Origin of the sequence: Phreatobacter sp. (assembly GCF_022843985.1) — a bacterium.
Taxonomy (GTDB): Bacteria; Pseudomonadota; Alphaproteobacteria; order Rhizobiales; family Phreatobacteraceae; genus Phreatobacter.
The window spans coordinates 50,038-70,359 of the sequence record NZ_JALHMP010000008.1 but is presented as its reverse complement, the minus strand read 5'-3'; the positions used below and the strand labels follow the sequence as shown (position 1 = coordinate 70,359).

The following is a 20,322-nucleotide window of genomic DNA, read 5'->3' as shown; positions in this document are numbered from 1 at the left end:
AGCCATTGGAGCGTCGGGTTCAAGTCGGCCGGGTCCTTGACACCTGGGACGCGGCCCGCTCCCCTTGACCTGGCAAGGTCGCGGGCAAGACGCGACGGGAAGGAAACGCAGCCGTGAGACCCGAGGGCAGGGGGCCGCTGGACTCCCTCTACTTTTCCTATCCGCATTTTGTGGCCGAGCGCGCAGCCGAACTCGACGGCAACCGTCCGGTCCACCCCGTCGTTATCGTCGGCGCCGGGCCCATCGGCATGACCGCCGCCCTGACATTGGCGCGCTACGGCGTAGAGTCCCTGGTGCTCGACGCCAAGCCGACCTTCAACGATGGCAGCCGGGCCACCTGCATCGCGCGGTCGAGCTTCCACATCTTCGAGCGGATCGGCGCGGTCGAAGCCTTTCTCGCCAAAGCCCTTGGCTGGACGACCGGTCGCAGCTCCTATCGCGGCCGCGAGATCTACCGCCTCACTATGCCGGACTCCGACGACGAAAAGTTCCGGCCCATGTACAATTTGCAGCAGCAATTTACCGAGCAGTTCCTCTACGACGCCTGCCTCGCGAGTGGGCGTGTCACCTTCCGCTGGCAGAGTGAGGTAACGGCCACCGATAACCGACCCGGCGGCGTGACCCTGACGGTCGCGAGCCCGCACGGGGCCTATCCGCTCGCCGCCACCTGGGTGCTCGCCGCCGACGGCGCCCGCAGCGCCATGCGGGGGCAGCTCGGCCTGCGGCTGAAGGGCGACAATTACGAGGGACGCTACGTCATCGCCGATGTGAAGATGGCCTTTGATCACCCGACCGAGAGGCGCGCCCTGTTCGACCCGGCCTCCAATCCAGGCGGCACAGTTCTGATGCACAAGCAGCCGGACGCCATCTGGCGCGTCGACTACCAGCTGCGTGACGGCGAGAGCCCGGAAGAGGCGGTGCGCGAGGCGACGATCCGCGCCCGCGTCGGCGCCATCCTCGCCGATCTCGGCCATGACGGGCCCTGGGAACTCGAATGGTGGTCGATCTACACCGCCAACACCCTCGCCCTCGACGACTACCGCCATGGCCGCGTGATCTTCATCGGCGACAGCGCCCACATCGTGCCGATTTTCGGCGTGCGCGGCCTCAACAACGGCCTCGCCGATGCCCACAATATCGGCTGGAAGCTCGCCTATGTGCTGAACGGCGCCGCCGATGCGCGTCTCCTCGACAGCTACTCGCCCGAAAGGCGCGGCGCCACGCTCGACGTCTTTGCCAATGCCACCAAGAGCACGCGCTTCATGACGCCGCCGACATCAGGCCACCGGCTGGTGCGCGAGGCGGTGCTGTCGCTCGCCCTGACCGAGGACTTCGCCAAGGCCTTCGCCAATCCACGCCAGATGCAGCCCTATACCTATGGCGCGAGCCCGCTGACGCCCTTCGCCGGCCGCGATGCGGAGTTTGATGCGGGTCCGGTCTCGGGCGCCGCGCTGGCCAACGTCCGCCTTGCCGACGGCTTCCTTTCCGATCATCTCGGCGACGGCTTCACGGCACTGGTTTTCGCCGACGGGGCAGTGCCCGGCGAGACTGCGGCGCTGGTCGCGGCGCTGGCGACGCGCGAGCCGCGCCTGCGCGCCCTGATCGTCGGCGGCACGCTCGACCATTCCTGCGCGGTTCCGCTCGCCGATTCCGGCGGTCACCTCGCCAGCGCCTATGACGCGCTTCCCGGCACGGTCTATCTCGTCAGGCCTGACCTCCATGTCGCCGGCCGCTGGCGGCGGGCGGTCCCGGCCGAGATCCTCGCCACCCTCGACGCCGGCCTCGGGAGATCGTTATGACCGCCACGTCGCCACCTGCGTCACTTGCCTTCGAGGCGCTGGAGCGCGTTTACGACCAACTCGCCGCGGCGATCGACGAGGCCGGGGAAGCGCATCAGTCACTGTTCCTCGCGAAGCTCGTCATCGTCATGGCCCATCGGGCAGGCGACGGGCTCGATTTCGACACCTGCGTCGCGACGGCGCTGGAGAACCTCGGCCTTCCCGCTCAGACCCTGTCGTCCTCCGGCGATGCGGCGTCCTGAGTCCCGCCGGGCGGGACCGCGCCGCGGCCCCGAAACCCCATGGCGAGCACGTAGAGCTCCTTGGAATCGGCCCGGCTCGCTTGCGGCTTGATATGCTTCACCGTGGCGAAGTCGCGCTTCAGGTCGCCCAGCAGGTCTCCCTCCGTGCCGCCCTGCAGCACCTTACAGAGAAAGTGGCCGCCGGGAGCCAGCACCTCGCGGGCGAAATGGATGGCGAGTTCGGCGAGATAGATGATCTTGATCTGATCGGTCTTGCGATGGCCCGTCGCATTGGCCGCCATGTCGGAGAGCACCACGTCGGCCTCGCCGCCGAGCATCTCCTTCAGCCGCAGCGGCGCCTCGTCGGTGGTGAAGTCGCCTTTCATGAAGGCGACGCCGGGGACGGGGTCGACGTCGAGGAGGTCGATGCCGACGATCTTGCCGCGGCCCTGGTCGAGGCCGATGCGCTTGGCCGCCACCTGAAGCCAGCCGCCCGGTGCAGCCCCGAGGTCGACGATGCGCTGGCCTGGCTTCAGGAGCTTTGCCCGGTCATCGATCTCGATCAATTTGAATGCGGCGCGCGAGCGCCAGCCCTCGCGCTTGGCGCGGGCGACGTAGGGGTCGTTGAGCTGGCGCTCGAGCCATTTCTGCTGGCTGGTGGTGCGCTTCTTGGCGGTCTTGAGCCGCACCGCGAGCTCACGGCCGCCGCCGGACTTGGTCGTCATCTGGCACCTCCCGATCCGGCGGGCCGATCCTGCTCGCGGTGGTGGAAAGGCCGCCGCCACACGCCGTCCTGACGCATCAGGCTGACGAGGATGCCCTCGCGCAGGCCCCGGTCGGCGACACGCAGCCGCTGGCAGGGGAAATGCCGGCGCATGCCTTCCAGAATGGCGCAGCCGGCGAGAACGAGGTCGGCCCGCTCGGCCCCGATACAGGGATGGGCGATGCGGTCGTCGTAGGTCATGGCGAGCAGCTGATCGAGGATGATGTCGACCTCGCCGGCCGCGAGCCAGGCTCCGTCAACACGGCGCCGATCATATTTCGGCAGGCCGAGATGGACGCCGGCGAGCGTCGTCACCGTGCCCGATGTCCCCAGCATGTGCAGGTGCTCGATCTGCGCCTGGATCGCCTTCCGATGGGCGAAGGGCTCGACCATGGCGGCGACCTCGTCGACCATGCGCCCGAAGCTCTCGCGTGTGACGTGCTTGCCGTCGTGCCGTTCGGCGAGCGTGACGACGCCGACCGGCAGCGAGGTCCAGCCGAGGATCTCGGCCGTCGGCGGGCCGCCCTGCCGGCCAGGGCCGCGCGGCAGCAGCCAGACGATCTCAGAGGAGCCACCGCCGATGTCGAAGAGAATGACGCCGCGCGCCCGCGGATCGGCCAGCGGCACACAGCCCTGCGCCGCCAGTTGCGCCTCGGTGCCGCGGTCGACCACCTCCAGTGCCAGCCCAGTCTCGGCCGTGACGCGGGCGATGAAATCGGCGCCGTTTAAAGCCTGGCGGCAGGCCTCCGTGGCGATGAGCCGGGCGCGGGCCACCTGGCGGTCGCGCAATTTGATGCGGCAGACCTTCAGCGCCTCGACGGCGCGGTCCATCGCCGCTTCGCTCAGGCGGCCGGTCTGCGCCAGGCCTTCGCCCAGCCGCACGATGCGGGAAAATGCGTCGACGACGCGAAAGCTCGCGCCCTCGGGCTTGGCCACCAGCAGGCGGCAATTGTTGGTTCCGAGATCCAGCGCGGCATAGAGCCTGCGCGGCCGATGCGGCTGATGGCCGCGGGACTCGCCCGCATGACCCTCTGCGACCGGACGCACGCCGAAATTTCCCGGCGAACCGCGGGGCGGCTCGTGGGTCATGGCGACCTTTCCCGCCGGTGACCGGAACGCAGGAGCGCTCGACGGACGAACGGCTGTTCTGTTCAGTTGATCTGGAGTGTATCAGGGCGGGGGCCGGCTGCAAGCCGTCTGGCGGTCACAGCCAAAAAGGCTGTCGGCCGGGGCTTGAACAGCCCGGCGCAATCGACTATCACCGCGCCTCGCATCGACAGCGCGCCTCCTTTGAGGCGTTGCTGGGGGATAGTTCAACGGTAGAACATCGGACTCTGACTCCGAGAATCTTGGTTCGAATCCAGGTCCCCCAGCCAAAATTTTCTTCGTTATTCCAATAGCCTAAACGGTACTTTCGGATCGCGCGGCCGGTCCATCAATCGCGTCTGCAAGCACTCTACGCCGCCGGGCGAACTGCCGAGGATCGCCTCCCGGGTCGATGCCTTTGCCCCCGATAGGCCATTCGCCCTGAGCCATCGCACGCCAGGGGGCGCTGGCCCGCTCTATGGCCCGGCGATGTGGCCGGCTGTTCTTGATTGCCACCCCGGCCGAGGGCGCCATCCCGTTTTTTCGCCGGCGAGCGACGCGGTTGGGTGACAAGCGGTGTGCGGGAGCGCATCAACATGTAAGTTCGCCGGAATTATCCACGGAAGGCTCTCCGAGCGCGCATGGGCTTGTAGAGGCCGCGATACACTGGCTATAGAACACGGGAAGCCGGAGGCCATTTGAGACTCTTCGGCATAGGGAGACGCGAACCATGACGATGACCCGCCGAACGGGCCTCAAGACCTTGGCGATTGGCGCCACGCTGGCGCTCGGCGCCGCCCCGGCCCTGGCCCAGACCCAGGTGACCTTCCAGCATCCGATCGGGATCAACAGCCACTACGGCGCCGGCACGACCGCTTTCAAGGAAACCTTCGAGCGGCTGACCAACAACCGCTTCCGCGTGGTCTATCAGCGCAACGACAACGAGCGCGAGACGATCGAGGCCGTACAGATCGGCACCATTGAGTGCACCATCACCTCGACAGGCCCGGTCGGCAATTTTGTCCCGGAAACCCGCAACCTCGACGTGCCCTTCCTGTTCCGTGACACCGCCCATGCCCGCGGCCTGCTGGACAGCCCGATTGGCCAGGAACTTCTTCAGCGTTTCCCCGCGCGTGGCATCTATGCGGTGGCCTGGCTCGAGAACGGCTTCCGCCACATGACCAACAGCCGGCGCGAGGTGAACTCACCCGCCGATGTGCGTGGCCTGAAGGTGCGCACCATGGAAAACCCCGTGCACATGCGCGCCTTCCAGACGCTCGGCGCACTGCCGACGCCGATGGCGTTCAGCGAACTGGTGCCGGCGCTGCAGCAGGGGACGGTGGACGGGCAGGAAAACCCGATCCCGGTGATCCTGAACAACAACCTGAACCAGGTACAACGCTTCCTGACGCTGACCGGCCACGTCTATTCGCCGGCGCTGCTGCTCTGCAACCCGGCCTTCGTGAGCCGGTTGAACGCGCAGGATCGCGCCGCGCTTGTGCAGGCCGGCCGCGATGCGGCCGCGGCGAACCGCGCGCGCGTCACCTCCGACGAACAGACCGGCGTCGACGAACTGCGCCGCCGCGGCATGACTGTGGTGACGCAGGTGGACAGCGCCGCCTTCCAGGCCGCGCTCGCCTCCGGGGCCACGCAGATCGAGCAGGGCCTCGACAGCGCTCTGCTCCGCCGCATCCGGGATTGGCGCCCCGGCTCGTGAGCCTGGCTGTACTGGCCTGACCGGGGGCGCAGGGCTCGAACCCTGCGCCCCCTTTCCTTGCCGCGCTGGAGAACAGATGAACGCGATCAATGTCATGCCCCTGCAAGTGACCGCCGTTGCAACGGTCGCTGCCGTGGGCTTCGCCCTGTGGGCGGGCCACCGTGGCGGCCAGGCCAGCGGCGCCCGCGCCCTGGCGCGCCGCGCCGTTCTGACCCTCGATCGCGTCACGACCGAGCTCGCGGCCATGGTCGCCTGCCTCGCCATGGCGATCGCCGTGGCCGCCGGTGCCTGGCAGGTGGTCGCCCGCTTCGCGACCGAGACACCGTCCTCCTGGTCGGAAGCGCTGGTGCGGGTCGCGCTGATCTGGATGGCCTATCTCGGCGTGGCGGTCGCGCTTCGCGCAGGAGCGCTGGTCTCGATCGATGTCGCGCAACGCTTCACGAGCGGCGCCTTGCAGCGGACGATCGAGGCGATGTCTCTTGCCTGCGTGCTCTCCTTCCTCGGCGTGATGTTCTGGTTCGGCTGGGCCATGACCGAACGCGTCCAGTTTCAGACCATCGCCGGCCTCGAGTTCTCGATGGCCTATGCCTATGCCGCCATTCCGCTGGGTGCGCTGCTGGCCATGGTGGGCGCGATGGCGCATTTCCTCGACCGCCGGTCGGAAGAACTGGAGAACGCGTCATGAGCGGCATGATGCTCACCGTGATGCTGGTGCTGTTTGCAACCAGCGTCCCTGTTGCGGTGGCGATCGGCCTGGCCGCCGTGGTCGGGCTCACCGGCTACACCAATTTCCCGCTGATCGTGGCGGCGCAGCAGCTTTTCATCGGGCTCGACCGCTTTCCGCTGGCGGCGATCCCCTTCTTCATCCTGGCCGGCAACCTGATGGATGTCGGCGGCATCTCCCGCCGGCTGGTGGATTTCGCGAAGTCGATCGTGGGCGGCATCCAGGGCGGGCTTCCCGCGACCTGCGTCCTGACCTGCATGATCTTCGCTGCCATCAGCGGTTCGTCGGTCGCGACCACCTTCGCCATCGGCGCGATCATGATCCCGGCACTGGTCCGCGCAGGGTACCCCGTGGCCTTCGCCGCGGCTCTGCAGGCAACCGCCGCTGAACTCGGCGTGATCATACCGCCCTCCATCCCGTTGATCCTCTACGGCGTCAGCACGCAGACGAGCATCCCGGAGCTGTTCATCGCGGGCTTCGGACCTGGGCTCCTCATCTCCAGCGCGCTGGTCGCGACCGTATTGATCTGGTGCCGCATCAAGGGCTGGGGCAAGAACGATGGCGAAGGTCGGCTGCCCTTCCTGGTGGCAACGAAGCAGGCCGGCTGGGCGCTGTTGATGCCGGTGGTGGTGTTGGGTGGCATCTATGGCGGGATCACCACGCCAACCGAAGCCTCGGTGGTCGCAGTGGTCTACGCGATCATCGTTGGCGTCTTCATCCACCGTGAGATCCGGCTGCCCAACCTCTACCCGATCTTCAAGAAGTCGGTGATCAGCTCGGCGGTCATCATGTTCATCATCGCAGCCGCGACGCTGTTCTCCTGGCTGCTCAACCGCCAGGGCGTGCCGGACATGGCAGCCGAATGGCTGGTCAAGACCTTCGACGATGCGAACTCCTATCTGATGGCCGTGAACCTGTTCCTGTTCGTGATCGGCATGTTCGTGGAGACCTCGGCCTCCATCATCGTGCTGGCGCCGATCCTGGCGGAGGCGGCGCAGCGGCTGGGCATCGACAGCGTCCACTTCGGCACGGTCATGGTGGTGAACCTGGCCATGGGGATGATTACGCCGCCGTTCGGCGTGAACCTCTTTGCTGCCGCGCAGGTGGCAGGCACCAGTATCGACAAGATGATGCGGTACCTGCCGGTCTTCATCGGCGTGATCTTTGCCTGCCTGATGGTGCTGTCCTACGTGCCCTGGATCTCACTGGCTCTGCCGACGCTCGTCTTCCGCTGACAGGAGTGACGCATTGGCGGGCCGGTGCCGCTCAGCTGGCCGGCCGTCACCCGCCTCCGCCAGCACCGCTTCGCCATGGCGAGGCGCGGCCCCGCGCTGATGAATGTGGCGCGGGGTGTTTGAACTGTTCGTCACCCCCGGATAGGGGCTTTCGTCCCCCGCTTATGCCGCTACCGGGATCGGCGCCGGGCGCTTTCCACCCGCACCGGCGCCACAGCCGGCGCGCGAGGTTCGCGCCGGCGGGATGCGTCCGCATTTCGCCGGACTTTAGGTCAGGCCGCCTGGACGTTCAGGCTCTCGAGGGTCTCGGCCAGCACCCCGATCCGGTTGCGGCTGGTCTCCAGCAAGGCGGAGATCTCGGACGACGAGGACGACGAGCGCGAGGCGAGCATCTTGACCTCCTGGGCGACGACGGCGAAGCCTTTGCCAGCCTCGCCCGCGCGCGCCGCCTCGATGGTCGCGTTGAGCGCCAGCAGGTTGGTCTGTTTGGCGATGGTCTCGATAGCGCTGGTGATGGCGCCGATCTGATCGGCCGAATGGAGGACCTCGGCCAGGGCCTGGTTCGTCTGTTCCATGGCGCGGCGACGGTTCGTGATGTCGACGGCACACATCAGGATGCGCTCCGGCCGGCCCTCGATGTCGTTGAGGACGGAGAAGATGGCCTCCAGCCAGACGGCCTCGTTGCCGATCCCGGGCCAGGCCAGTTCGCGCCGCACGGCCTCGCCGCGCAACAGCCGGCTGCGATCGGCTTCGGCGAGCAGGTTCGAAAGGCCGACGGTCGACCCGGACGTGACGCCCTTGCCGTCGAGAAAGCGGTTGGCCATGATCAGCCGTCCGTCGCCGATGGACCATTCGGCCAGGGCATTGTTCGCGCTGATCGAGTCGATCTGGGCGGTCTTGGCAAGCGCGGCCTGCTTGGTCGGGGTAATGTCGGTCTGGATCGACACATAGCGCTCGATCTGTCCGCTGGCGTCGAAGACCGGATTGATCGCCAGCGAGTTCCAGAACGGCTGGCCGTCGCGGCTGTAGTTGAGGATTTCGCAGTAGTAGGGCTCCCGACGGCGCAGATGCTCGGCGATGGCGGCGCGGGTTTCGGCGCTCGTGGCCGCCCCCTGGAGGAGGTCTCCGGGCTTGCGTCCCTTGACGTCAGCCGCCTTGTACCCGGTCGTGCGTTCGAAGCCCGGATTGACATATTCGATCATGCCTGCGGCGTCGGTGATGATGACCGAGTTCGATGTCTCGTTGGCGACAAGGGAGAGCAGGTGGAACTGCTCGCGTCGCCGCACGTCCGCAGAGATGTCGGAGGCGAACTTGACGATCTTGATCGGCTTGCCATCCGGGCCGAGGACCGGGTTGTAGGTCGCCTGCAGCCAGATGCGGCGACCGTCCTTGCCGCGCCGGCCGAACTCGCCCGACTTGAATTCACCACGGCCGAGCGCCGTCCAGAAGGCCGCATAGCCCGGGCTATTGCCCTCGCTCTCGTCCACGAAAAGCCGGTGATGGCGGCCGACGATTTCGTCGAGACGATAGCCGACACAGGCGAGGAAGATCTCGTTGGCGGTCTGGATGGTGCCATCCGGTGCGAACTCGATCACCGCCTGGGACCTGTCGATCGCACGCAGTTTGCCCGCGGCATCGAGGCCCCGCATCTTCTCGGCGGTGATATCGGATGCAAATTTGACGATCTTGACCGGCTTCCCATCTGGACCGAAGACGGGGTTGTAGGTCGCCTGCAGCCAGATCTCGCGCCCGTCCTTCGCCAGGCGGCGGAACTCCCCGGACTGGAACTCGCCGCGACCCAATGCCTGCCAGAACGCGCGGTAGGGGGCGCTATGAACCACGTCTGACGGCATGAACATGCTGTGATGCCGCCCGGTGAGAAGCTCGGGCGCATAGCCGACGGTGGCGGCAAAATTCGCGTTGGCGGCGAGGATGGTCCCGTCGAGGGCGAACTCGATCACCGCCTGCGAACGGTCGAGCGCGGCGATCTTGCCGGCATCATCGGCACGCGCCCGCTTCAGGTCGGTGATGTCGGTGGCGAACTTCACGATCCGGACGACGCGGCCGCGCCAGTTCTTGATCGGCGTGTAGGTGGCCTGGATCCAGACGTCGCGACCATCACGGGCAATGCGGCGGAACTCGGCCTGCTGAAAGCGACCGGCGGCGAGGTCGGCCCAGAAGGTGCGGTAGGCGTCGGTGTCCCGCTCGCTTGGGTCGACGAAGATGGAATGGTGACGCCCCTGGATCTCGTCGAGCCTGAAACCCATGACGTTAAGGAAATTTCTGTTGGCCTTGACGATCGTCCCGTCAGGCCGGAATTCGATGACGGCCTGGGACTGATCAACAGCACTGAGCAGCGCAAGGAAGGCCTTGGGCAACATTCTATTCTCCATTCACGAAGTGTAAATTAGGGAATATTTCTATCGCGCGAGTCATTAAGCGGGACTTTCGGTTGCGTGGGGCACGGTGTCGCAACCGTTCACGCAGAAGCTTCAGTATATCCGCGGCGGAAGTTTGCGGTCGTCTTGGCGAGGGCCGATAAGTCGGCGGCGAACCACCTGTATCGTCTCGCCGGCCTGTGGAAACCGATCCGCCGAAGGTGTCTGTCGCTCAAGCATCCAGGCCATCGCCGAGATGACCGCGATCCCGCCGTTTCATGGGCCGAGGCCGTGGCACCGCCATAAGCCGTGCAGCGACCCGGCGTGTCTCTCGGGTAGCGCAGCAAGCCCTGTGGGCAGACGGGAGCACGCAGGATGCCGGCAGGACAGAGCAGCGGAACCAGGACGATGACCGGACGCGACGACGAGAAGGTCAGGAAGGACGACATCGTGGGCCATCGCGACAAGGCGCAGCGGCGGCCCGGACAGAGCCTCGATGGCAAGGGCGTCCGGGTCGGCGAATACAAGGACGATCCCGCCAGTCGCTGCTCCCCGCGCGAGGAGCGGCAGACAGGAGACGGACGGTCAGACGTCGGACGCAGGCGCGTCCGGTGAGGGCCTACAGGCCGCAGCCGGAACACTGGAGCCCGGTCGATCGGCCCGGTTTCGATCTCGGGGGAGCGATCGGCGAGACCGCCGCGGGCCAAGGCCTTGGTCTCGGCGACAATGCCAGGAACGATCGAAAGGACTGGCGTCTGCCCCCCTCAGCATCCGACGGCAGTAGGGACGGACACAGGCCGCAGGGGTTCGGATCCGTCAGTCTTGAAACATCGGCGCCGGTCTCGAACGGAACCGACGCTTGCTGTCGAGGTGAGCCCAGGCCGGCTCAGCCGCGCTGGCGCCGGCGCTGCATCATCGTATCCAGGGAATACTCCGCCACCTGCCACCACGGATATTCCTCGTTGCGGAAGCGCGCATGTGCTCGTAGAGGCGCTTGAAGTCGGCATTGGTCTTCGAAGGTAGGCATAGATCTTGTCGGCCGCCTTTTGGGCGGCGTCGAGAATTTCCGGGCTGCAGGCCTTGACGTGGGCTCCGGCCGCCACGCGGCGCCGGAGCGCCGGGGGATTCCGGCCTCGACGCGAACGGGCCGGGCTCCCCGCCCGGCCCGTTCGCCTGCACTCATTCGTCCAGAGAGAAGCCGGACGCCTTGACGATCGGCTCCCAGTTCCGCCGGGCCTGCTCGAGATAGGCCGCATAATCCGGCGGCGACATGGTAAAGGGCTCCTGTCCCACGGCGCGCAGCGTATCGCGCGTCGCCGGCGCCTTCACGGCCTCGCCGATCAGGCCGGCGATCTGCGCCGCCAGGGTCGGCGCTGTCCCTCTCGGCAGGAAGCAGCCGAACGTGTCCCGGGCAACCACCTTGGCATGGCCCTGTTCGCCGAAGGTCGCGACACTCGGCAGGAAGGCCGAGCGCTCCCGGTCGGCGACGGCGATGACGCGCAGGACGCCCCCGGCCACATGGGGCAGGTAGTCGCCGATCGGCGTGATGGTCGAGGCGATATGGCCGCCGATCAGATCCTGGATGGCGGGGGTCGAGCCGCGATAGGGCACGTGGCGGAGCTGGAGGCCCGCCGAGGCGATCAGCAATTCGCCCATGAAATGGGGCGACGAGCCGGCGGCGGGCGAACCGAAGGCCGCCTTGTCGGGATTGGCCCTGGCCCAGGCGATGAAGGTGGCGACGTCGCGGACCTCGGCCGGTACCATCGGGCCGACCGCCATGGCGAAGGTGACATAGGTGGCCGGTGTGACGGGGGTGATGTCGGTCGCCGGATTGTAGGCCAGCCGCCGGTAGACGCTCGGATAGATGGTGAACATGGCATCGGGGCTCACCAGCATGGTGCGGCCGTCAGGCTGGGCCTCGATCACCGCCTGGATGGCGATCCTGGCAGAGGCGCCGGGCCGGTTCTCGACGACGAAGCTCTCGGCGACCGTTCCGCGCAGACTTTCGGCGAGACGCCGCGCCAGCGTGTCGGTCGGCCCGCCCGCTGGGAAGCCGACGACGAGACGGCCGACACCGCGGATGAGCTGGGCGGGAGCGGGCAGGGTGGATGCGGTCAGGGCTGCGGCTGACAGGCCGAGCATGCGGCGGCGATTCATGGTCTTCATGGGGTTCCTCTCTCTGGTGAAGCGGTGCCGGTTCTTGCAGGTCCGGTCGCCGCGATTGGTCTGCACGGCCTCCTCGTGCGGGGGTCGGCGGTCAGCCTCCGAGCCCGAGCACCTTCATGGCGTTCTTCTTCATGATCAGGTCATGCACCTCCGGCTTGAAGCCAACCTCGGTGAACTGGGCGAGCCAGCGTTCCGGCGCGATCAGCGGGAAATCCGACCCGAACAGCATCTTCGTCCGCAGCTGCGCATTGGCATATTGGACGATCTGCGGTGGGAAATACTTCGGCATCCACCCCGAGAGGTCGATGTAGACATTGGGCTTGTGCAGAGCCATGGAGAGCGCTTCGTCAGTCCAGGGCCATGATGGATGAGCGAGGATAATCGTCATATCCGGGAAGTCGACTGCGACATCATCGACGTGGATGGGCTGCGAATACTTGAGCCGCATGCCACCGCCGCCACGCATGCCGGTGCCGATGCCGGAATGGCCGGTGTGGAAGATCGCCGGCATCTTGTAGTGGGCGATGACCTCATAGAGCTGATAGGCCATCCGGTCATTGGGGTAGAAACCCTGGCAGGTCGGGTGGAACTTGAAGCCCTTGACGATACCGCCCTTGATCAGGGCCTCCGCCTCGCGCGCCCCGAGCCGGCCCTTGTGTGGGTCGATCGAGGCGAAGGCGATCATGATGTCGGCATTGTCGCGGGCAGCGTCGGCGATCTCGTCGTTGGGAATGCGACGGTTGCCGATCTGTGTCTCGGTATCGACGGTGAACATCACCAGGCCAATGCGCTGCGCACGGTAATGCGCGATGGTCTCGGCGATGGTCGGCCGCTTGCCGACCTTGAAATATTTGCCCGCCGCTTCCTCATAGGGCGCCCAGTAGGGATCAGGCTCCTGCCGGCATGAGACCTCGGCATGGGTGTGGATGTCGATGGCGACGAGGTCGTCGACCTTCATGGCGCAACTCCTGCACGGGACTTCAAGACGATGACATTGGCCGGGGGCCGCTCGGCATGGAGGGCAGCGACCAGATCGGCGCGGCGGGTGAGCACGGCGCGCTGGTTGATCGAGCCCTTGTCGGTGAGTTCGCCGTCCTCCAGCGATGGCGGTACCGTGAGGATCATCGCCCGCGCCACCCGGTTGGACGAGCCCGTGGCCGCCGCGGCCAGACTGGCCAGACGCTGTGTGATGTCCGCAATCAGCCCCGCATGCGCGTAGAGGCCGGCATCGCCAGGCGGCAGGCCGGTGAAGGCGGCGCAGGCCTCGCGGTCCGGCACCAGCAGCACGCCCACCTCATCGCGGTCGTGGCCGGTGATGACCGTGTCGCGGATCAGCGGGTCGAGGTTCGAAGAGATCAGGTGCCGCAGAGGGCCGACGCTGACCCAGGTGCCGGTGGCGAGCTTGAAGTCCTCCGACAGGCGGCCGTCGAACAGGAAACCCTGGGCCGGATCGGCCGGATCAGCGAAGGCGACGGCATCGCCGAACCGGTAGAAGCCCTCCTCGTCGAAGACCTTTTCCGTCAGGTCCGGCCGGCGCCAATAGCCGGGCGTCACCGTCTCGGCCTTGACCCGTGCCTCAAGCTTGGTGTCCACCGGCACGAGTTTCAGCGTCACGCCGGCCATCGGCAGGCCGATGGCGCCGGCCTGGCCGGTGGTGCGCAGGTTCATCAGGGCAGAGGGGGCGGTTTCGGTCGCCCCGAGCCCGGTGACGAAGGGAATGTCGCGGCCGGCGGCCTCGCGCGCCAGGGCGCGGTAGCCGTCCCAGACCGGCTGGGCAAGGCCGGCACCGGCATAGAACAGCATGTCGAGGCGGCTGAAGAAGTGGCGGGCGAAGGCAGGGTCCTCCTGCAGGTGCGGCAGCAGCGCCTCGTAGCCCTTGGGCACGTTGAAATAGGCGGTCGGCGCGATCTCGCGGAGGTTGCGGACCGTCGGCAGGATGCCCGCTGCCACCGGCTTGCCCTCGTCGATATGCAGCGTGCCGCCATGGGTCAGGACCATGCCGAAATTGTGGTTCGAGCCGAAGGTGTGGTTCCACGGCAGCCAGTCGACGAAGACGGGCGGCGTCGTGGCGAGGAAGGGGAAGCATTGCTCCAGCATGGCCTGGTTGGCCATCAGCATGCGCTGGGTATTGATCACCGCCTTCGGCTCGCCGGTCGAACCCGAGGTCAGCAGGAACTTGGCGATGGTGTCGGAACCGATCGCCGCGAAGGCCGCGTCGACCCGGGCATCGTCCGCCTCGCCTTCGAGCGCCGTCAGCGGCAGGGCGCCGCCCGTCTCCGACCGCTGCGCGGCGACCAGCACCCGGTCCTGTCCCGCGACGGCGGCCAGCGCCGCCCGGAACGGATGGGCATCGGCGACGAAGATAAGACCGGGTGTGAGGAGGTCGAGACAATAGGCGAGCTTGCCGAAGTCGCGCGCCACCAGGCTGTAGGGCGGCGAGATCGGCGCATAGGGCACGCCGACCATCATGGCGGCGAGGGCGACCAGGGCATGGTCGATGCCGTTGCCCGACAGAATCGCGACCGGCCGCTCGGCCGAGAGGTCGTGGCGCAGGAGCCCGGCGGCGAGGCGCCGGACCTGCCGCAACGTCTCGGCATAGGTCAGGCTGCGCCAGGCGCCCTCGGTTGTTCTTTCGGCGAGAAAGGTGCGGTCGGGCGCCGCCGCCGCCCAGTGGACCAGGCGGTCTGGCAGCGCGCGCGGATAGGCGCCGATCGTCTGGCGCACCGAGACGAACCGGACGCCGTCGGCCCGCTCCTCGATGACAGGCTCAAGGCGGCCGAGCCGGTGCCAGCCGTCACCATCGGCATCAGTCGTCTGACGGGGGGCGACACGCGACATCGAAGCCTCCGGGGGTGCCGCCTGTGGCTGGCGAGGCGTTGGGGGACATGCGGAATGCACTGTGCCGGAGCATGCGGCCCGGCGGCGCCCGTCAGGCGGGCCGGGAGACCTTGGCCGCCCGCTTGGCGAGGAAATCGCGGACGCGGGCCTTGGCCTCGGGCATGGTCTGGGCGGCCGAGGCCATCAGCGCTTCCGTCAGGTAGCCGATATGGGGGTCGGCCTCGGCGATGCGCGGCAGGGCGTGGATCACCGCGAAACGGGTCATGTCGGCAATTCCGGCCGCCTTGCGGGCGAGATCCATGGCAAGCGCCAGTCCGGCGCCGTCGGCGACCCGGTACTGGCAGGCGCCGGCCGCCTTCGCCTCGTCGGCGGAGAGCGTGCGTCCGGTCAGCATCATGTCCTGGACCAGCGGGGTTCCGATGAGCCGGGGGATGCGGACCGAGCCGCCGCCGCCGAGGAAGATGCCCCGCTGGCCTTCCGGCAGCGCGAAGAAGGCGGATTGCTCGGCGATGCGGATATGGGTTGCAGCCGCCAGTTCGAACCCGCCGCCGACCACGGCGCCGTGCAGAACCGAGATGACGGGCACCCGGCCGAACTGGATGTCCTGGAAGGCGCGGTGCCAGCCGAGCGAGTGATGGATGGCGGCGGCAAGGTCAGGCTCGCCATCCACCTCGCCCAGATCGAGGCCGGCGCAGAAATGGTCGCCTTCGCCGTGGAGGACCACCGCGCGGATCGCCGCAGGCAGGCCGGACACAGCCCGCGACAGGCCCGCCACCATGTCTTCGCTGAGGGCATTGCGCTTGGCGGGGCGTGCCAGCCGGATGACGGCGATGGCTCCGTCGGTCTGGACGTTCAGACCCGGGCAGGATGAAAGGTCAGGCACGGACGCCGCTCCCACGGAACCATTATTGGTTATTTGATATAACTATTTTCCAGCGCGAGGCTTGTGTCAATGGGGAAAGGGCCTATACCGCTCCCGGTCGCGCCGCGACCGGGGATCACGAGGTGGTGATGGCGCTCGATCTGGGGCCTCTCGACGGCCATGTCGGCTACCTCCTGCGCCGGGCGCAGCTCGCCGTCTTTGCCGATATCGGCGCGGTGCTCGCTGCACACGGCATGTCGCCGGCGGACTATGCGGTGCTCACCGTCATCGACAGCAATCCCGGCGCCGGACCCTCGCAGGTCGCCGAAACGCTGGGCATCCAGAAGACCAATTTCGTGCCCCTGATCCGCCGGATGGAAGCGCGGGGCCTGGTGCTGCGGACGCCGTCCGCCCGCGACAGGCGATCCGTGGATCTGACACTGACGGATGAAGGAAAGACCTTCCTCGCCACCCTGCACGCCATGGCACAGGCCCATGTCGATCGCGTCCGCGACCATCTCGGCCCGGCCGAATATGAAGCGCTGCTCGCGCCGCTGCAGCGGCTCGCGACGCTCATGCGGCCGTTGTGACGGTAGCGCGGGCGACGGGCGTCGTCCGCTGGATGCCAGGGCTGCCGTCCGCCTATTCGGCGGCCGCGTGGAGCTTCGTTCCGGCCAGCTCACGGAAATCCGGCATCGGCGCGAGCCAGCGCCGTGACAGCGCTTCGGCGCGGGTCGACCAGGTGAAGTCGTCGCGGCCATGGACACGCCAGAGCACCTGATCCGAAAGCTCCAGCAGCGCGAATGCGCCCGCCGGTTCGCCCGCCGTCGCGAAGGTTTCGGTCAGCGACTGCAGCGTCAGATGGGCGATGCCGTCCACCATGGTCAGCGTGTTCCAGTGGACGTGGCCGGAGATCCAGACGACCGGCACCTTCGCAAGGCGCAGCGCCGCCCGGACGCGCTCGGCCGTCGGATAGGTCGAGAAGCGCGCATTGTTCTCGAACCAGCGGTTGCCGACCTGCGAATGGCCGGAGACCGGGACGTGGCTGACAATGGCGAGCGGGCGGTCGGCGGCGCCGATGGTCGCGGCGAGCCACGCGAGATCGGCATCCTGCAGCGCGAAGCCGTCTGGCCGGTGCAGCTTGGCGTCGGCGCGCCAGACGACGATGCGCCAGGCGCCGATATCGATGGTCTCATGGCCGACCTGCCTGCCAAGAATGGCGTCGTTGTCGGCGACCTCCAGATGGTCGCGGTCGTGGTTGCCATCGAGATGGAAGCGCCGCTGGGCGATGGGGGCGAAGGCCTCCGCCACTTCCTTCTGCAGCACGAGATCGCTCTCCCGTGCCTCATCCGAGATGCGGTCGCCGAGATCGAGGACAATGTCGGGATCGGCTTCGGCGACGAAGCGTCGGAACTCTTCCATCAGACCGAGTGCGGCCGGACCCGCCTTCGAGAAGGACGGCTTGCCGTGGTGGATGTCGGTGACGATGCAGAGGCGGGCGGCGCGGGTCATGGGCGGTTCTCGACGGGCAGGGGACGGAGCAAGGCCCGTCCCGCCGGGGCGGGACGGGCCAATGGCGTGGATGGAGATCAGCTGGCGCGGCGCGGCAGCAGGGGCTGCACGGCGGCCGCCATGGCGGTCAGCGCCTCGTCGGCGCCCTTCGACTTGTTCACCACCGACTGCAGATGATCGTTGATGACGTCGGTGATGCGCAGGGCGTTCTGGCCCGGGAAGGCGTACCAGCCGTTGATCACGTCCTGCTGGCGGATGGCGACGAGGTGGTTCGGATTGTTGCGATAGAAATTGCCGAGCATGTCCTCGCGCTGTGCCGGGATGGTGGTTCCCGGCATGTAGCCGGTGGCATTGACCATCGCCGTCGCGCCGATCGGGCCGGTGGCATATTTGATGAACTTCCAGGCCGCTTCCTGGCGGGCGCGGTCCTTGGTGAACATCATGGCGACATTGCCGCCGGCGGGCAGGCGCGGATTGGCGGCCGAGAGCGGGAATCGGCCACAGACCAGCTTGAAGCGCCCGCCGATCTCGCGGTTGTAGCGGCCGAGCTGGGCGGTGGACTGCATCGACATGCCGAGGCGGCCTGAGAAGAAGTCCTGGAAGGCCGTGTCCGGGCGGATATCGGGCATCTTGCCCTCGTCCACCATCTTGCGCAGCACGCGGATAGCCTTCTGTCCCGGCTCTTCGCTGAAGGCGACGCGGCTCTCGTCGGCATTCAGCATCGTTCCGCCATGCGACATGACAAGGGCCTGCCAGGCCCAGTTGCCGGTGATGGTCCAGTCATAGAACAGGCCGGTGCGGTTCTGGGCCGGAGCCTGGATGGCGGCGGCAAGGCGGATGACCTCGTCCCAGGTGGTCGGCAGCTTGTCCGGATCGCCACCGGCGGCCTTCAGCAGGTCGACGTTATAATAGAGGATCGGCGTCGACATGGCGAAGCCGATACCGGTCTGCTTGCTGCCGGTCTGGCCGAGCGACAGAAGCGAGGGCGAAAAGCCGAGCGAGGCAGTCTCCGGATCGGCGTCCATGAAGGGCTTGAGATCGACAGGGATCCGGCGCTCGTCGAGGGTGCGCTGACGGTTGAGGCCGTGGAAGGCAATGTCCGGCAAAGTGTTGGTGACGACGTCGCGCAGGTTGCGCTGGAGGATTTCCTCATAGCCCACCTCCGGCGCGCGCAGCGTCACCTTGATGGTCGGGTTGGCCTTCTGGAAGTCGGCGACGATCTTTTCCATCAGGTCCTTGAACAGGACCGGAATGGAGTACTGCACCTGCAGTTCCACCGGCGTGGACTGGGCGCGCAGATAGGAGGGCAGGGCCACCGTAGCGGCGGCGCTGGCAATGAATGTGCGGCGGGACGTGGTCATGGTCGCTCCAGGGGTCAGAGGCATGCATCAGGAAAGGGCGAGCCGGGGGCCGGCATCGCAGGTCGTCGGAGCGGCCGCCGGGGGATGCTCGGCCGTCCCGTAGATCGTCGTGAAGGCTGCGGTGTCGAAGGCGCTGGCTGGCCCGTCGAGGACGACCCGTCCGGCCCTCAGGGCGACGACGCGGTCGGCAAAGCGGCGCGCGAGGTCGACCTGATGCAGCGCGCAGAGAACCGCGATGCCGCTTTCGCGCGCCACCGTCCGCAGAACCGTCAGGACATTGTCCGCCGATTGCGGATCCAGGCTTGAGACCGGCTCGTCAGCGAGCAGGATGCGTGAGCGCTGCGCCAGGACCCGGGCGATGGCGACCCGTTGCTGCTGGCCACCGGAGAGGGAATCGGCGCGCTGATAGGCCTTGTCCAGGAGCCCGACGCGATCGAGGCAGGCGAGCGCCAGTTGGCGGTCCTCACGCGGGAACAGGCGGGTGACGACCCGCCATGTCGCGACATGCCCCATGCGGCCGGCGAGCACATTGTCGATCGCCGACATGCGGCCGATCAGGTTGAATTGCTGGAAGATCAGGCCGACGTCGCGGCGCGCCCGTCGCAGTTCGCTGCCGCCGAGGCCGGCGAGATCGCGTCCGAGGACCTCGACCGTCCCCTTGTCCGGGGCGACGAGCCGCGTCACGCAGCGGAAGACCGTCGACTTGCCGGCACCCGACGGGCCGACCAGGGCAACGACCTCGCCCGGCCGGAGGGCGAGCGACACGTCGGCCAGCGCCGTCGTCGCCCCATAGGTCTTGGTGACGCCGGTAAGGGCGAGAACCTCCGCCATCAGACGAGCCTCCGCCGGAGCCAAGCCGAGAACTGGTCGATGGCCGTGACCATGACGAGCACGATGACCGAGAGCGTCAGCAGCTTTTGGAAGTCGAGCAGGTCGATCGCCGCCTTGATCTCGATACCGATGCCGCCGGCACCGACGATGCCGAGGATGGTCGAGGTGCGGACATTGGCCTCCCAGACATAGAGGGAGACCGAAGCGAGGTTCGGCAGGACCGAGGGCAACATGGCATAGGTGACGATCTTGGTGCGGTTGGCGCCCGACAGCGCCGCGGCCTCGAGAGGCGCCGGCGGAATGGTCTCGATGGCCTCGGCATTGAGCTTGGCGATGACTCCCAGCGAATGGACGATCATCCCGAGCACGCCGGCGAAGGGACCGAGGCCGACAGCCGCGACGAAGAGGATAGCGAACACGACGGTGTCGATGCCGCGGAAGGCGTTGACGACCGCTCGCACCGGAACGGACAGCAGCGGCGATGGCGTCATGTTGCGGGCGATGAAGATCGACAGGGGAAAGGCCAGCAGCGTCGCCACCGTCGTCCCCACCGTCGCGATCGCCACTGTCTCCAGGGCGCGGTAGACGAAGGCGTCGAAGTCGCCCGTATAGGGCGGCCAGGCCGTCGAGGCCCAGGCCCAGAGCCGCGGCAGGCCGGTCACGAGCTTGGCGGGGTCGACCTCGGCGATCCGCACTGAGGCCACCACGAAGGCGACGACGGCAATCCCGACCGCCACCCGCGCCAGGAAGGCGCGGGACCATAAGGTGACCGGCGGCTCCACATAGGAGCCGTCGGTGCGCCGGGTCGGGGTCGCCGAAGGGGTCATGG

The 20,322-nt window shown here is 67.4% G+C and carries 18 protein-coding genes and 1 tRNA gene; 8 read left to right on the top strand and 11 right to left on the bottom strand.

What is annotated here, in order from left to right; genetic code table 11:
• Positions 1 to 113 precede the first annotated feature (113 nt).
• Positions 114 to 1,799 carry an FAD-dependent monooxygenase gene (locus tag Q0C57_RS07695; RefSeq protein WP_296574479.1) on the top strand — a complete coding sequence of 562 codons (1,686 nt, stop codon included), beginning with the start codon at positions 114 to 116 and terminating at the stop codon, positions 1,797 to 1,799.
• On the top strand, positions 1,796 to 2,041 hold the full coding sequence (locus Q0C57_RS07690) for a hypothetical protein (RefSeq protein ID WP_296574476.1): 246 nt from the start codon (positions 1,796 to 1,798) through the stop codon (positions 2,039 to 2,041). Before Q0C57_RS07695 ends, Q0C57_RS07690 begins: the two co-directional genes overlap by 4 nt.
• On the opposite strand, the gene Q0C57_RS07685 is transcribed toward Q0C57_RS07690, so the two are convergent.
• Together Q0C57_RS07685 and Q0C57_RS07680 are read right to left on the bottom strand one after the other, a co-directional pair.
• The gene (locus tag Q0C57_RS07685) at positions 2,005 to 2,745 is read right to left on the bottom strand and encodes an RlmE family RNA methyltransferase (RefSeq protein WP_296574473.1); all 741 of its coding nucleotides are present in this window, start codon (positions 2,743 to 2,745) and stop codon (positions 2,005 to 2,007) included. The genes Q0C57_RS07690 and Q0C57_RS07685 overlap by 37 nt on opposite strands.
• On the bottom strand, positions 2,742 to 3,872 hold the full coding sequence (locus Q0C57_RS07680) for a Ppx/GppA phosphatase family protein (protein ID WP_296574470.1): 1,131 nt from the start codon (positions 3,870 to 3,872) through the stop codon (positions 2,742 to 2,744). The genes Q0C57_RS07685 and Q0C57_RS07680 overlap by 4 nt, the downstream gene beginning before the upstream one ends.
• 213 nt (positions 3,873 to 4,085) lie before the next feature.
• Between Q0C57_RS07680 and Q0C57_RS07675 the strand changes: the two genes are divergently transcribed.
• The 4 genes from Q0C57_RS07675 to Q0C57_RS07660 all read left to right on the top strand — a co-directional run bounded on the left by Q0C57_RS07675 (position 4,086) and on the right by Q0C57_RS07660 (position 7,545).
• A tRNA-Gln gene (locus Q0C57_RS07675) sits at positions 4,086 to 4,159 on the top strand.
• Between the two features lie 440 nt (positions 4,160 to 4,599).
• Positions 4,600 to 5,586: a DctP family TRAP transporter solute-binding subunit gene (locus Q0C57_RS07670; RefSeq protein WP_296574468.1), complete on the top strand. Its 987-nt coding sequence runs from the start codon at positions 4,600 to 4,602 to the stop codon at positions 5,584 to 5,586.
• Positions 5,587 to 5,662: 76 nt separating this feature from the next.
• Complete coding sequence (locus Q0C57_RS07665) at positions 5,663 to 6,271, top strand: TRAP transporter small permease subunit (RefSeq protein ID WP_296574465.1); 609 nt, start codon at positions 5,663 to 5,665, stop codon at positions 6,269 to 6,271.
• Entirely contained in the window at positions 6,268 to 7,545 is a 1,278-nt protein-coding gene (locus tag Q0C57_RS07660) for a TRAP transporter large permease (RefSeq protein ID WP_296574463.1), read from the top strand. The genes Q0C57_RS07665 and Q0C57_RS07660 overlap by 4 nt, the downstream gene beginning before the upstream one ends.
• Positions 7,546 to 7,817: 272 nt before the next feature.
• On the opposite strand, the gene Q0C57_RS07655 is transcribed toward Q0C57_RS07660, so the two are convergent.
• Positions 7,818 to 9,926 carry a PAS domain S-box protein gene (locus tag Q0C57_RS07655; RefSeq protein WP_296574460.1) on the bottom strand — a complete coding sequence of 703 codons (2,109 nt, stop codon included), beginning with the start codon at positions 9,924 to 9,926 and terminating at the stop codon, positions 7,818 to 7,820.
• Between the two features lie 405 nt (positions 9,927 to 10,331).
• On the opposite strand from Q0C57_RS07655, the gene Q0C57_RS07650 reads away from it, so the two are divergent.
• Positions 10,332 to 10,538 (top strand): hypothetical protein, encoded by a 207-nt coding sequence (locus Q0C57_RS07650; protein ID WP_296574456.1) that lies wholly within the window; start codon positions 10,332 to 10,334, stop codon positions 10,536 to 10,538.
• A 564-nt stretch (positions 10,539 to 11,102) separates the two neighbouring features.
• Here the strand turns inward: Q0C57_RS07650 and Q0C57_RS07645 are convergent.
• From Q0C57_RS07645 to Q0C57_RS07630, 4 genes are all read right to left on the bottom strand, one after another.
• The gene (locus Q0C57_RS07645; RefSeq protein ID WP_296574453.1) at positions 11,103 to 12,089 is read right to left on the bottom strand and encodes a tripartite tricarboxylate transporter substrate-binding protein; all 987 of its coding nucleotides are present in this window, start codon (positions 12,087 to 12,089) and stop codon (positions 11,103 to 11,105) included.
• Between the two features lie 91 nt (positions 12,090 to 12,180).
• Positions 12,181 to 13,047: an amidohydrolase family protein gene (locus Q0C57_RS07640; RefSeq protein ID WP_296574450.1), complete on the bottom strand. Its 867-nt coding sequence runs from the start codon at positions 13,045 to 13,047 to the stop codon at positions 12,181 to 12,183.
• Complete coding sequence (locus tag Q0C57_RS07635) at positions 13,044 to 14,927, bottom strand: feruloyl-CoA synthase (protein WP_296574447.1); 1,884 nt, start codon at positions 14,925 to 14,927, stop codon at positions 13,044 to 13,046. Before Q0C57_RS07635 ends, Q0C57_RS07640 begins: the two co-directional genes overlap by 4 nt.
• Before the next feature lie 91 nt (positions 14,928 to 15,018).
• Positions 15,019 to 15,810, bottom strand: a complete 792-nt coding sequence (locus Q0C57_RS07630; RefSeq protein WP_296574444.1) for a crotonase/enoyl-CoA hydratase family protein — start codon at positions 15,808 to 15,810, stop codon at positions 15,019 to 15,021.
• A gap of 128 nt (positions 15,811 to 15,938) precedes the next feature.
• Between Q0C57_RS07630 and Q0C57_RS07625 the strand changes: the two genes are divergently transcribed.
• The gene (locus tag Q0C57_RS07625; protein ID WP_296574441.1) at positions 15,939 to 16,379 is read left to right on the top strand and encodes a MarR family transcriptional regulator; all 441 of its coding nucleotides are present in this window, start codon (positions 15,939 to 15,941) and stop codon (positions 16,377 to 16,379) included.
• A 52-nt stretch (positions 16,380 to 16,431) separates the two neighbouring features.
• Here Q0C57_RS07625 and Q0C57_RS07620 read toward each other — a convergent pair whose 3' ends face one another.
• The 4 genes from Q0C57_RS07620 to phnE form a co-directional block, all read right to left on the bottom strand.
• Positions 16,432 to 17,301 (bottom strand): metallophosphoesterase, encoded by an 870-nt coding sequence (locus Q0C57_RS07620; protein ID WP_296574437.1) that lies wholly within the window; start codon positions 17,299 to 17,301, stop codon positions 16,432 to 16,434.
• 77 nt (positions 17,302 to 17,378) lie between these two features.
• Complete coding sequence (locus Q0C57_RS07615) at positions 17,379 to 18,662, bottom strand: ABC transporter substrate-binding protein (protein ID WP_296574434.1); 1,284 nt, start codon at positions 18,660 to 18,662, stop codon at positions 17,379 to 17,381.
• Positions 18,663 to 18,689: 27 nt separating this feature from the next.
• Positions 18,690 to 19,493, bottom strand: coding sequence for a phosphonate ABC transporter ATP-binding protein (gene phnC, locus Q0C57_RS07610; RefSeq protein ID WP_296574431.1), 804 nt, complete (start codon positions 19,491 to 19,493; stop codon positions 18,690 to 18,692).
• Positions 19,493 to 20,320, bottom strand: coding sequence for a phosphonate ABC transporter, permease protein PhnE (gene phnE, locus Q0C57_RS07605; RefSeq protein WP_296574428.1), 828 nt, complete (start codon positions 20,318 to 20,320; stop codon positions 19,493 to 19,495). The genes phnC and phnE overlap by 1 nt, the downstream gene beginning before the upstream one ends.
• Between the last annotated feature and the right edge of the window lie 2 nt (positions 20,321 to 20,322).